The following is a 13,283-nucleotide window of genomic DNA, read 5'->3' on the forward strand; positions in this document are numbered from 1 at the left end:
TTTGCTAATATATGTAGTCGCATTAAGGGGAGTATTTTTGAAAAATACAAAGTTAAGAATAGTATGGATCATTCCTAATGTATTTAGTTACTTGATACCATTTGGATTATCCATGTGGGTAGTGGCTAAGGGCGAGGTATTACATGAAATCAATTGATTATCTATTTACGTTATTTTATGATTTTACTTTTCTTAGTGTCAGTATTCGGTAGTTACCGAATTTGGACGTGGATAAAAGAAGTCAAAATGTAAAAAAGTATTATTATGCTAACGGAGGCTTTACTTCAATAAGGAATGAAGCATTTTTCCCTATTAAGCTAACGGTGCAGGTTAGTTGAATAATATTAAAGGGTTTAATTCGTCAATTGTCGAATACTTACACATAAGTTTTTATATTGAAATTAAAGGAGAAGCCAATGAAAATTGATGTCCAATTAACAGACAAAAATGAAGCATATATTATAAAAAACTTATATCCTTTGTACCTCTATGACCTATCAGGACATTATGACAGAATCCCAAATGTTCACGGGATTTACGAGGATAGTGACGATTTTCGAACATTAGACGACCAGTATGAAGTTCAAAATATCTGGTGGGAAAAGCCAGATATTTTATTCCCTTACTTAATTTTAGTAGATGGGATACCAGCAGGATTTATCCTAATAGCAACTCCACCACATTGTAATAAAGGTATTGATTATTTTGTTAATGAATTCTTTTTAATTCAATCATTAAGAGGGCAAGGTATTGCTGAACATGCTGCAAATAAAGTGTTTGAACGATTTAAAGGAAATTGGGAGTTGTTTACTCATCCATTAGAAAAAAACATTGTAGGACAAAAATTTTGGAGGAAGACAATTTCTAATTACACTAATGGGATTTACATTGAGGAACATGGGGAAACTTTTGATGGATATAAACTTATTTTTCAATTTAATAATACAGGAAAATAAGAATTTACTTATAACAATATAGCTTTAACTAAAATCATCTGGGTTAATTATAGTTAAGGATTAGTATAAGAATTAATCTAAATGGAGTGGATTTCTACTTTTACTAACGAGTGCTTTACTTCAGTAAGGGGTAAAAACTTTTTTCTTTTTGAGTTAACGAAGCAGAATACTTCAATAAGGGATTTGGATTTTTGTGGTGATATAGGGCGAGAGGTGTATTGATGACAATGAACTTAAAGAAAAAATTTTTTTAATAGTAATTGCAGTTTTAATAGTATATATAATTATCGGATACCTTTTGAATATTGATGTGTTAAAGATCTTTAATATCCAAACAGATGAATTTAGAATTAGTATTTTGGGTGTTGTTATGTGGATATTAACCGTTATTATTATTCAGTATATTGATAGGTATATATATATATATTAAAAGGAAATAGGGAAAGTATGACTGATTTATCTTCTTTCACTAACAGGTGCTTAGCGGAACAAGGCTGTAATCGAAAGCCTTTATTCTTATTCAAGCAAAGGGGCAGCATTCCTGTTTGAAAGATGTTTGTGGTCTTGAATCAAAAAGAGCCCTCTAGTATGATCATGAGTGTCAACGCACATTGACCCATTATCATACTAGGAGGACCCCTTTATGCATTTTAAAGTGAATGAAAAAATTAATCAAGTAACTGAAAATACACTCGTCATAGGAATGGATATTGCGAAGCATGTTCATTACGCATGTTTTGCCGATGAACGAGGACGAGTAATCGAAAAATCTTTTGCGGTACATCAATCAAAAGAAGGTTTCGAAAGTTTGTATGAAAAGATTCGACAAACGATGCTGGAAACACAGAAAACAGAAGTCATCGTTGGCATTGAACCGACAGGTCACTACTGGATGAACTTGGCCTATTTTTTAGATCAATACGGCATTCCACTAGTCATGGTGAATCCAATGCACGTCAAACGTTCGAAGGAACTGGATGATAATTTACCGACGAAAAACGATAAAAAAGATGCGTTAGTTATCGCTCGTTTAATGAAAGACGGTCGCTTTAGCTATTCACGATTATTAAAGGAGATAGAAGCTGAACTGCGTATCGGATCTACCCTTCGTTCTAAGTTAACAGAGGATTTAGCTAGTATTAAAAATCGAATCATTCGTTGGCTCGATCGCTATTTTCCTGAATTCACTCGAGTCTTTCCCTCTTTCGGAAAGATGGCACTTACGGCACTGGAAACAACGCCCATGCCACAACAGATTCAAGGAAAGACAGCTGAAGAACTTGTCTTCCTCTATCGTCAGGTAGGGGGTATGAGAGCTCCACAGTTACCGAAAGCTAAGCTACTTATTGAAGCTGCAACAAATTCCATCGGACTGATAGAAGGTACCCAGATGGCCCGACAAGAAATCGCCACTCTCCTTCGTCAGTATCGCTTATTAGAAAGCGAAATTGAATCTGTAAACAATCAATTAGCAGAAATGGCAAAAACAACGATGGAATATGAGCTACTTGTATCAGTTCCAGGTCTAGGAGATGCGACGATTGTTGATTTACTTTCAGAAGTAGGAAGCTTTTCACTTTATGAAAATCCACGCCAACTCATCAAACTAGCGGGATTAACATTACGTGAAAACTCATCTGGTCAACATAAGGGGCAAAAACATATCTCCAAACGAGGAAGAAAGAGACTTAGATATATTCTTTTCAAAGTAATAGTACCACTCATTCGTCACAACGAAGCGTTCAAGCAGCTTCATGAATATTACACAACACGCCAACAAAATCCCTTACGTGGAAAGCAATCAATGGTGGTACTGTGTGGTAAATTACTGAAGGTATTACATGGTATTTGTAAAAAGAAAGTCCGTTTTAACGAGAAACATATGATGAAAGACCTCTACTGTCTCGCAGAGGCAGCGTAAACAAATTCTTTTCATCGAACTATAAACAGAAGGATGACACGGAGAAGCCAGCAACATAACTAAACTCAGACCAAGAGTCCCCGGGGCAGCTTAGCAGGCCTCTGCCTTATGAATAGACCGAACGAAGGAATGTAAGCGCGCTGACGCTAAGAGATATGGGAGGGTACGTCGTCATAAGCATCGCAGAGATCCATTGTGCATCGAATAATGGAGAAAACAAGCTAATAATTTCCATTAGTTTTAGCGAAGCGTACGCTCTATTTGGCAATAAAAACTATAAATTCAATTCTCTTCTTATAAAAGAGATGAAAAAATATTTTTCTATATAAAGAAGTGATAAAAACCGTTGATACTTCAATGTTTATAGAGGGAGGTTAGTTTAACAAGAGTACCTAAGCCTATATTTTAGGTTCTTTTTTGGAAAAATGACGATTTTTGATACCTCTTCGAGATCTTACTAAGTAAAGTGTCATATTTCAAAGAATATAGGAATAGTACATTACTAGAATAAAAAAATAATAATGGGAAGAAATGAGGTGATTGTATTTTAGAAAAACTCAGAAAAATTAATATGAAAACTGCAATATTTATGGGGATTATTTTTTATTCTTTGACTATCTTAATCCATCTTCTTATTATAAGCGGAATTATTCCATTCACATGGGTTAATGGTGGACGCTCTGAATCCTTCGCTACTCAGCTACCACTATCTTTAATCAGTACTGTTATTTCTATTATTGGAGGAGTTTTTACGCTGATTGTAGGCAGAAATATACTAAATAAATACAAAAGAGGAATAACTATTATATGTTGGTTTTTTGTTGTACTTTGGTCTTTTGGGTTTATACAACAATTGTTTGGCACACCTTTTGAAAAAATGGTTTGTTCGTTTATATTGTTCCTTGGAGTCATCTCGAACTTGCGTATGGCGATTGAAAAAAATGCAGTAACAATTAAATGAACGTTCGTAAAAAGAATCACTTAAAGTAAAGGGTGATTCAGTTAAACAAGACCATCATTTCGATAGTCTGTTTTTACGTCCAAAACATCAAGCAGATTTCGGAGATAGAGTGTGAACCGTTACACTTAAACCAATACAGAAGATTAGTTCAAGAAACTATTATAAAAGTTAATCGTATAGGTATTATAGGAATTATTATTTGACTGAGGAGGTTTAGTTGTGTTGTGGGATATACCTAAATGTATTGTATGTGATAAAGAAATTGGGGAAAATGATGTTGTTTTTGTAAAAATGCGTTACTCAAAGTGAAAAGGTTTTACTGAGATTAAAGATTATTTAAGAAACGAAGGCAAATTCATTTGTTAAGACTGTTTTAATAATAATTCATACTAAACCTTTTCAACTAACGGAGTGCTTTAGCAGAGCTAGGCTGGTTGAATAATGCCTTTATCGTTATTAAACTAAAGCAGCAGGTGTGCGAACCAGCCTAGGTCGTATCATATAGCGGGTGGGATTCCATTCGAGATAGAACTAGCCATTCACTAGTAGCGAGTCTTGGAGGGCTAATGGTAACATTAGCCTTTAAGCGTAGACAGTAAGGTGGCGGGCCGAAAGCCAAATGGTTGAAGGGATTGAGCTCCATAATGTTAGTAATTCGAGAGGGCTGATGCCTTATCTAAGGAACACTCCATGAATGGTGGTTGCGCAGAACAAAAAAACTTAATTTTTTTGTGTCCGAAATCTTGAAGTAGATCCACTTAATGTGCTAACGCAGCAGTTTAGTTTAACTAGCCAAATTAAAAAGTCGATTCCTTAACGTACAGGAATTCGACTTTTTTGATTGAAATTGCTTAGCGTATAATATCCGCGTTTTGTCGGCAGTACCCCGTGAAGCAAGTGAGGATTTTTGGCGTAGAAGTGGTAAGCAAGGTAAGGAAGCAAGCTACGAAATTAACAAATTATATGAGGAAAGTATTATAACAGAAAATAAACAGTCTGAGAGCATTAATATCATAGATGCGGAAGTGTGTATAAGCGCATTATTTGAAGGAAGTAATCGTAATAAGTAGCTGCTTATTTCACAAATGAAAATTAATGAGAAAGTAGCTAAAGAATCTATTATTCTAAATAACTTTCTAAATTCTGCGCTTAGTTTGAATTTGCACCAATAAACCTAACTAATTAAATTCTTCGATACATGATAAATTACCTAATCTATAACATAATCTTTTCATAATATATAAATATCATTAGGAAAGGAGTGTGTATATTATGTATGGATGTGGTGAAAGCTCATATGGTGGGCAAAGTAACAACGGGTCGACCTTCGTGTTGATTGTAGTATTGTTTATCTTACTAATTATTGTTGGGGCAACTTTTATGATGCACTAAACAAAAAAAGATGTAGATTATTTCAATTAATGGAGAGAGTTTCAGCTTTGACAATATCACTTTTTAGTCGTAGGGCAATTTATTTGTCTATTTTATAAACGATTTCAGAGAGATGATTAATTAGGTAGGCAAAAATAATATCTTTACAATCCCATTAAATATCTTCTCTTCTAAAAAATCGACCTTCTCCTAAATGAGTTGGTCGTTTTTTAGTGTAAAGAAATAGTAAGTTAACCGCATTTATCGCATAATTTCTATTTGTTATGTGTTTGTTCTTCTTTCTCATCAATGTTTCACCTTCACTGCTAAACACGTTCATTTTAGGTTCTATTCTTTTGCACTCTACAGTGAAACTTGGAAGGTTCTCAGTCATAGGAGTACCTCTTGCAATTTCTTTCACATCATTTAATGCCTGAATAGGACCTTATCTTTTCTCAAAAGCATGGTTTCAAACATCACCATTATTCCAATTAGAAGTATTCCAATAGATAGAGTCGAAACAATGAACCTTTTATAAGGAATTTTTAAAGAAAACCCAACTCTTGATGCGAAAAACCCTATCGCTGCACCTAATAATGGAATTAGTATTCCAAAAGTTAGACAAGCTGAAATATTTCCAAAATCGTATAATCATGAAAAAGTTAGTTTTGGAAATTGAACAGTAACTGCTTCTGGAACAAGCATAAAAGTGATGTAGTAATAGTTCTATGTTCTTTATTTTTGTATGACCATAGTTTATGAAATTCAACTTGACAGATTATGATAGTTCTCGTATCTAAGCCGGAGTAAACAGGAGTTTATTATAAAAATATTAGTTGATTCAGACAATTTGTCCACTCATTACACGTCCTCTTCCATATTATATGTTGAAGGCTGGCCAGCTTATTAAAACGAAAGGGGGGAATGGTATATGTTTACTGAAAATCGAAGAAGAAGACGTCAAGTAAAGTTGATTTGTGAATGTCGAGAAGTACGGTTTGATCGCAACCGCAACAATGAGTTCAGATGTCAATGTAGAGAGAATAATAGAAATATCCTCGATATATTAAGTAATATGGGTCGTGATGACCACTTCGATATATTAAGTAATATGGATCGTGATGACCGTAATCGCATTCACCATCAGAATGATGAATTCAGATGTCTATGCAGAGAGAATAATCGCAGAGATTTTAATTTCTTTGAGTGAAAGTATTTAATGTAATCGAGTACGACAAGACAATTCTTTGAGAAGAACGAGCTTGTAATATTAAAGGAGGCCAATCCATTCGGACTGGTCTTCTTTTTTATTAGTTACGAAAACAAATGTTCGCTCGTATTAAAAGAAAGAAAGGGAATGAATGTGCATGTTTTGTTGAAAGAGTATTTCAGTCGTGGTATCTTGTTGAGGTTATTTACATATTAATAAAGAAACAAAAAAAGCCCCTCGATAGTTTGATGGCTTATGAGAAGCCCTTTAGGGACCGCATTAAGTATAAAAACGAGTATTTTAGCCATTTAACTTCTAAATTTATAAGTTTATTTTGCGGTATTTTTTCATGCATCCATATATTGATAGCCTATCTTTAAGCTTGTTGCGCTGAAAGATGCTCATCTAACGCATCAAAAAAAATTAAGAAAATGATCAGCTTCTCGGTATACGTGATTTGCAAGAAGCGCTGGAATGAGGGTACAGCTAAGATGTATATCACGAATGAATTGTTTACAGTCACAAGTTCTGCATTATTACAATACCTATTAATAACTATAATGGCTATTGTTTGAAATAAAACTTGATAATACAATCTCAGAGCCGAGGTATTTAAATGGAAAACCCTTCTCCCTTATGGCCTCGTTAGATGGAGTTGTAACAGGTATTATGGGTGGAATGATGGGTTCTATGCTAGGTAGTTATGTTACAGTAAAAGTCTGCAGAACTAATGATTTCCTTTATTGATGTTGTATATGTATTGGTAACTTTATTACTTCTTCGTTTAATTGATGAAGAAATCGAAAAAGACAATCAAAAAAACTTTAACAAAAAACCATTAGTAGCGAAACCTATTGTTTTAAAGGTTCTGTTGATATTCTTAGGTGCACTTGTTTTCGCTAGAGGTCCTAGCTTCCTTATGCATTTTTGGTTGCAATAATCATCTCTTTTATCTTATCTAGTATTACAGCAGTAATCTTCTGGAAAAAGAAGTTTATTTAAAATAGTCTAAAAGGTCGATGATTCTTTGAAAAGAACATCGGCTTTTTTATGTAATCATTTAACCAACAACTTCTAACTGAAAACTATATTGAAATAATAAAGCGTATATTAAATATAATATGGATATCGATTTATGAGAGTTTATGCTGCTGTGGAAGGGTTACATTGGCTATTCACGTTTATGTAGCAATATATATATGAAAATAATAATTGACAACCATTATCATTTAAAATAGAATAATAAACAGATAAATGATATTGAAAATCGTTATCAAATATACTAATATAGCTTAGGAGATATCTTATGGGCAAAAATCTAATAAACAAGATTTCAATCCTTCTATTAATATTTGGATTCGTTGTACATACACCTACATTAGCAAAAGGAAATTCCAGTGAAGATATAAAAAGGGCTGAAGAATCAATTGATAATGCGATCGATCTCGCTTCGAAAGGAAACCTTCTGGAAGCACAAAATGCTTATGATCAATTTAATAAAACGTGGAGAGAGATTGAGGAAGGGATCAAAGCGGATTCAGTTCTGGCTTATCGAGATATTGAATCAAATATGGGAAAGGTAGTTTATGCTTTTACTTTAAAAAAACAGGACCAAGTTTTAGAGGCGCTACAGGGTTTAAAAGCTGTAAATGAAAAAATAGCTAATGGAGGGTATCCAAAAGAGGCTGGTTTTAAGAAAGAAGATATTTCTTTAGATGATTTTATTCTAATTCTTCAACAAACCAAAAAGGAAATAAGTGAAAAAAATCAAGATCTTGCCATTGATAGCATTAAGAAAGCGAGTAACAGCTGGTTAAGTGTAGAAGGAGTCGTTATTGCACAATCTGCTTCAATTTATAATGATACAGAAAGAGACTTAGTAACAATTCAAGCCATGCTTGTGGCGAATCCTCCTAATTATGAGCAAGCTAATAAAATTATTAACAACATGGTAGAATATTTAACTCCCTTAGCGAACAAATCGGATTACACGTATTGGGATGCAGCTATGATTCTTATTCGTGAAGGTTTAGAAGCATTACTTGTGGTAATTGCTCTTATGTCCGTTGTGAAAAAATCAGGAGGGGCAAGAGGAAAAGGCTGGATTTGGTCTGGGGTACTAGGAGGTTTGGGAGTTAGCATTACTCTTGCTCTCATCGTTAAGTTCGTCATTTCATCCGGTGCATTTGGCAATAACAATTTTCAAATTGCTGGATGGACTGGGGTCTTTGCCGCTGTCATGTTATTGTATATGAGTTATTGGCTTCATAGTCAATCGAATATAGCTGATTGGAATCGTTATATTCGTGAAAAAAGCCAAACAGCATTAACGACAGGAAAGCTCGTTTCGTTAGGTGTTCTTGCCTTTCTAGCTGTGTTTCGGGAAGGAACAGAAACGGTCTTGTTCTATATTGGAATGGCAAGTCAAATAAAGTTACAATCTCTATTGTTAGGTTTTCTAATAGGTGCAGTAATACTTGGAATTTTAGCCTATTTGATGATATTCGTAGGGCTGAAATTACCTCTTCGACCATTCTTCATGGTCTCTAGTGTAATTGTTTTTTACCTGTGTGTTAAATTCACTGGTATGGGTATTCATAGCTTGCAATTAGCTGGATTGATTCCAACTACTAATGCTCCAAATATACCAAGTTTAAATTTTTTCGCTCTATATCCTTCATGGGAAAGTACCCTTCCTCAAATGATTTTAGTAATAGGGGCTGCATGTATCATTTTATTTAAACAAATCAAAGAAAAAAAGTAATTTAAACATACAACAATAGTTAAAAAAGAGAGTAGGCATTGATCATGAAAAAGTTAACATCTACGATTTTAGCAATAGTTTTTGGAAGTGTATTAGTATTAACGGGATGTGGATCTAATAATAGTAAGGTATCAGAAGGTGTCAATAAAATGCTAGATACTACTGATCAATTATCAAAAGCAATTGATAGTGGTGACCAAGCAAAAGTGAAAGAAATTGGCCCAAATTTAGAAGATCAATGGAAAGTTTTTGAGGATGATGTAAAAAAAGATTACAAAGAAATTTATGGGGAAATTGAAAATTACCTAGACCCAACGATTGCGGGATCTGAAGCTCCTGAATTTGACAAGGAAGCATTAAAAACATTGAACGATCAACTTACTAATGCTTTAAAAGAATTATCTGACAAAACTAAATAAATTTTCATCTATAAAAGTCGAATCCCTTTAGCCAAAGAGGGAATCGACTTTTTATGTTTGACTTTTTTTACAACTATTAAGGTTTCTCTAGTTTAAGAAAACTGAACACTAGGTAAATCTGGATTTATGGTTGTATTGAATCCAGTTTGATGAATGTTAATTTAAGAATACAAAGTGTTAATGGAAAACTATTATATTCGGTACATGGCATTGCGAAATTATTAAGGAACTTTTCTTATGAAAGACAAATCTTAATGAATAGAAGATGGAATCATTTACATTGCCTGTTTTTCTCAATTTTACTTGAAAGATCGTTCGTATATTATCATGGAAGTTCATACTATTCCGATAAATAAAATGTACCACCATGACGAGCACCAAGTTTTATTCACCTACAACCATCTTCAATAAAAGAACAGCATAGTTGTAGGTGAAAGGATTTGAATTCTAAATACTAATAAACAACAACATGACGAGTTGTACAATTGTGTGAAATAGAGGTACTAATCGGATTCTATCTTAATTTTATATTAAAAATAGAGTTGCGATTAAGAAGAAAGGAATAAATTCTCTTCTAAAGCGATTTCTTATAAACATTCCTCTTCCTGGGACAAATCCATCAATCATTCCGATGCGTCTTCTACCTCTTCTATCTCTCACCATTACCCGGCGGCCCATATTTCTCATAACAAACGGTTCCATAATATCCCTCCTTTCTGAAGTTAGGGTATTCTTTGAATTTATTCTATACAATCCAACATATTTTTCTTATATCTTTCTCGAAGCAAATTTTCCATAATAAAGGGCAGATTGCTTGAACCTGCCCATTATCCTTATTATTCGTGGTGTTAATACTTAATGAAGTGGAAAATATCAAATATTATTCACCACATAGAGATTAGTAACTACTCATAAAAGAAGCGCCTACGATGATAAGGAGAATAAACAATACGACAATCAATGCAAAGTTTGAGTTCATGTGACTACCGCCTCCACTATAGTTTCCATCATATGATCCATCACTCATATATTTTCACCTCCTACATTAAGATTAAGGATTATTAGAATACATCCTTAAAAATATATTATGTCAAAAATATGAATTGACTTGGACTATTTTGGTAGTATTACTAGAGTCGAAATAATATTATGAAGTATTAGAACATTCGAAATTTTCAAAGGTCTAAAAGACTTTATTCAAATAGTAATAAAGAACATCAAAGTTATAAACATTATGTATTAAAAAGTCATGATGTTTACATAGAAGTAATAGATTGATGAAGCGTAATTTATCTAAAACACGGATTCTATTTAATAGAAAGTAGGTGTCTTTTAAAAAAAAACAGTTATTGTTAATGTTTCCTTCTTACTTGATTTAGATGAGGATGAGATGCAAAAAGATTTTGGATTGCTAGAAAAAATAACAAATAAGATAAGTAATGACCAATTAATTGAAGTAGAAACAGATGAGGTTAAGATAAAATGGGAAGGAACATCTACAGTAATTCTAGACCCAAATTCAATAAATTGTGGTAAATGCTCAAATTGTGGTGGTTGAGTAATTGATAGAGAAAGAGAAGAACCAATAACAGAGTTATGTAATGGTGCGAATTATGATGGAAAAATATTATGTGATGTATGCTTACCAACGAATCATAGATAGGCATTTTAAAGGGAAATGGAAAGACAACTCCAACTTAGGGGAGTGGTCTAAATCTAAAATTGATATATACACTTTTTGTTCAAAATTAACTTTGTGCAAAGTGGTATTACGGTGAATCGTCTCATAAGTAAATAAGGTTTTTTAATTATTCTTAAAGATCATAAATTTGATTGTTTAATTTATACTCTCATTTCTTAGGGAGTAAATAATTACATTTAAATATGTAAATAAAAATTATGATGATGATTCTAAAAAAAATGGAATAACTTTGAAAAGTAATAAAGCATTTTAGTTAAAATTGTATAGAATAGTTACTGTTAATATAAAAGCGAAACCCAATCAAAGCAGTATTTGTTAAAGAAGTATCAAAGAACAACTAAACGTCTTTGATACTTCTTTTTTTCAATTTTTTATAAAGGGTTTACTGTAATATCATTAATTATGGCATAAAAAGATTTTGGTTCTTCATGAGATACAATAGGAAGCTTGCAAAGGGTTTATTGCTTACCTTTTATGCAGATTTCTTTAGTTTTTGATCTAAACGATGACTAAAGAAAGTTAGCAGACTGGCAAAGACTGCGACTATACCACCAACCCATGTTACATTCATTAAAATCCCTTGATGGTAAACAATTCCGCCTAATGCAGAACCAAAAGCGATACCTACATTGCTTGCCACTGGCATTAGTGAAGCAGCTAGACCTGTTGCTTTTGGCTGATAAATTCCGGCGAGGTCTATTAAATAAAGCTGAGTAGATGTTGTTAAGAGGATGGCCATTAACGACATCAAGCCAATGTTTACCAACCCTAAAATAAAATGATTTGAAGTCCAAAATATACTTGTCAAAACAACTGCCTGCATGAGAAAAACAAACCGAAGGCGACCGATTGCATTGTGGCTAGCAATTTTACCGGCGAGGATGTTGCTGAAAATCGAGATAAATCCGTAACCAAATAAGATTAAACTAATTGAATGATTTGGTACTTCCATTCCCTTCAAAATAGGAACCAGGTACGTAAAGACGGTATAAGTTGCGCCAAATCCGAGAGCTGGAATGAAAAAAGCCATCAAAATTCTTGGATTGGTCATTAAAGAGAATTGATCCCGTATCGAACTGCGTATTTGGCTGAGTCTATTAGGCAAGACGAAAAAAGATGCCAAAAACGCCAATCCTCCTAGGAGAGTAGTTAACATGAAAGTTGCATTCCAGCCGTACGAATCGGCAATGACAACTCCAATTGGCACTCCAACGACATTTGCAAGAGTGAAACCACCGAATACGAATGATATAGCAAGTCCGCGTTTTTTAATCGGCATGGTTTCACTTGCAACTATCATGGCTAGAGAGATTAATACTCCTGTTACAATCGCTGTCATAATCCGTAGTGCAAGTAGCGTGATGTAGCTTGTCGAGATTATGCACAACGCATTCAGGACGATGAAAGAACCTATCAAAAACAACATCCATTTACGTTTCGGAAAATGACTTGTTGCTGACATCACTAGTGGAGTGGCGATGGCAAACGTAATTGCAAACGCAGAAACAAGTGTGCCTGCTTTTGCGTTTGTCATTTGAAGGCTCGAGGAAATATCGGTTAAGATTCCGACAATAACAAATTCGCTTGTCCCGAGAACAAATGTTAATAAAGTGAGTGTTAAGATGAGCAACCAATGTCGCTTGGATAACTTTGTGGAGTGCATAAATACCTCTTTTCTTAGATGATTGTATATGTGTCAGATAGTAGATACACTACCTATACATCTTACCATAAAATATTTTTGCGAGAAAAACCCTTTCATATCAAATAGAGGTTAATGGGATACCAGGATTGACAATGCAAAGGGAGTTAGCAGAATACTATTTAAGAAAGCACATTTCTGTTGATATTGCTATAAGTAGTTGGGATCGGAGTTAAAACAATTGCTTTTCTACAAAATTGTTATTTTCACAGTTTGGAATAAGTACGGTTATTTCAGTTTCTACACTGTTCTCTCTTTCGGCTTTTTTTCAGCTGAT

Annotated in this window: 12 protein-coding genes; 8 read left to right on the top strand and 4 right to left on the bottom strand. The window is 33.7% G+C overall.

From position 1 onward, the window contains the following. Nucleotides 1-416 precede the first annotated feature (416 nt). The 4 genes from ACEPXD_RS09160 to ACEPXD_RS09175 all read left to right on the top strand — a co-directional run bounded on the left by ACEPXD_RS09160 (nucleotide 417) and on the right by ACEPXD_RS09175 (nucleotide 5,230). Complete coding sequence (locus tag ACEPXD_RS09160; RefSeq protein WP_391122673.1) at nucleotides 417-956, top strand: GNAT family N-acetyltransferase; 540 nt, start codon at nucleotides 417-419, stop codon at nucleotides 954-956. Between the two features lie 643 nt (nucleotides 957-1,599). Further along, nucleotides 1,600-2,877, top strand: coding sequence for an IS110 family transposase (locus ACEPXD_RS09165; RefSeq protein ID WP_391122676.1), 1,278 nt, complete (start codon nucleotides 1,600-1,602; stop codon nucleotides 2,875-2,877). A gap of 571 nt (nucleotides 2,878-3,448) precedes the next feature. Then, nucleotides 3,449-3,838: a hypothetical protein gene (locus ACEPXD_RS09170; protein WP_391122679.1), complete on the top strand. Its 390-nt coding sequence runs from the start codon at nucleotides 3,449-3,451 to the stop codon at nucleotides 3,836-3,838. Nucleotides 3,839-5,110: 1,272 nt separating this feature from the next. Next, on the top strand, nucleotides 5,111-5,230 hold the full coding sequence (locus ACEPXD_RS09175) for a YjcZ family sporulation protein (RefSeq protein ID WP_391122682.1): 120 nt from the start codon (nucleotides 5,111-5,113) through the stop codon (nucleotides 5,228-5,230). A 154-nt stretch (nucleotides 5,231-5,384) separates the two neighbouring features. Here ACEPXD_RS09175 and ACEPXD_RS09180 read toward each other — a convergent pair whose 3' ends face one another. Further along, nucleotides 5,385-5,603, bottom strand: a complete 219-nt coding sequence (locus tag ACEPXD_RS09180; RefSeq protein ID WP_391122685.1) for a hypothetical protein — start codon at nucleotides 5,601-5,603, stop codon at nucleotides 5,385-5,387. 1,546 nt (nucleotides 5,604-7,149) lie between these two features. On the opposite strand from ACEPXD_RS09180, the gene ACEPXD_RS09185 reads away from it, so the two are divergent. The 3 genes from ACEPXD_RS09185 to ACEPXD_RS09195 all read left to right on the top strand — a co-directional run bounded on the left by ACEPXD_RS09185 (nucleotide 7,150) and on the right by ACEPXD_RS09195 (nucleotide 9,602). After that, a complete protein-coding gene (locus tag ACEPXD_RS09185) occupies nucleotides 7,150-7,359 on the top strand; it encodes a hypothetical protein (protein ID WP_391122688.1) in 210 nt (69 codons plus the stop codon). A gap of 366 nt (nucleotides 7,360-7,725) precedes the next feature. Next, the gene (locus ACEPXD_RS09190; RefSeq protein ID WP_391122691.1) at nucleotides 7,726-9,183 is read left to right on the top strand and encodes an FTR1 family iron permease; all 1,458 of its coding nucleotides are present in this window, start codon (nucleotides 7,726-7,728) and stop codon (nucleotides 9,181-9,183) included. A gap of 44 nt (nucleotides 9,184-9,227) precedes the next feature. After that, on the top strand, nucleotides 9,228-9,602 hold the full coding sequence (locus ACEPXD_RS09195) for a hypothetical protein (RefSeq protein WP_391122694.1): 375 nt from the start codon (nucleotides 9,228-9,230) through the stop codon (nucleotides 9,600-9,602). Between the two features lie 525 nt (nucleotides 9,603-10,127). Here ACEPXD_RS09195 and ACEPXD_RS09200 read toward each other — a convergent pair. Further along, nucleotides 10,128-10,304 carry a hypothetical protein gene (locus ACEPXD_RS09200; RefSeq protein WP_391122697.1) on the bottom strand — a complete coding sequence of 59 codons (177 nt, stop codon included), beginning with the start codon at nucleotides 10,302-10,304 and terminating at the stop codon, nucleotides 10,128-10,130. 196 nt (nucleotides 10,305-10,500) lie between these two features. Continuing rightward, nucleotides 10,501-10,629, bottom strand: a complete 129-nt coding sequence (locus ACEPXD_RS09205; protein WP_391122700.1) for a YjcZ family sporulation protein — start codon at nucleotides 10,627-10,629, stop codon at nucleotides 10,501-10,503. A 363-nt stretch (nucleotides 10,630-10,992) separates the two neighbouring features. Between ACEPXD_RS09205 and ACEPXD_RS09210 the strand changes: the two genes are divergently transcribed. Next, nucleotides 10,993-11,160 (top strand): hypothetical protein, encoded by a 168-nt coding sequence (locus tag ACEPXD_RS09210; RefSeq protein WP_391122703.1) that lies wholly within the window; start codon nucleotides 10,993-10,995, stop codon nucleotides 11,158-11,160. 616 nt (nucleotides 11,161-11,776) lie between these two features. On the opposite strand, the gene ACEPXD_RS09215 is transcribed toward ACEPXD_RS09210, so the two are convergent. Beyond that, a complete protein-coding gene (locus ACEPXD_RS09215) occupies nucleotides 11,777-12,967 on the bottom strand; it encodes an MFS transporter (RefSeq protein ID WP_391122705.1) in 1,191 nt (396 codons plus the stop codon). Between the last annotated feature and the right edge of the window lie 316 nt (nucleotides 12,968-13,283).

The sequence above is a fragment of the Psychrobacillus sp. L3 genome (genome assembly GCF_042945595.1).
In the GTDB taxonomy this organism is placed as follows: Bacteria; Bacillota; Bacilli; order Bacillales_A; family Planococcaceae; genus Psychrobacillus.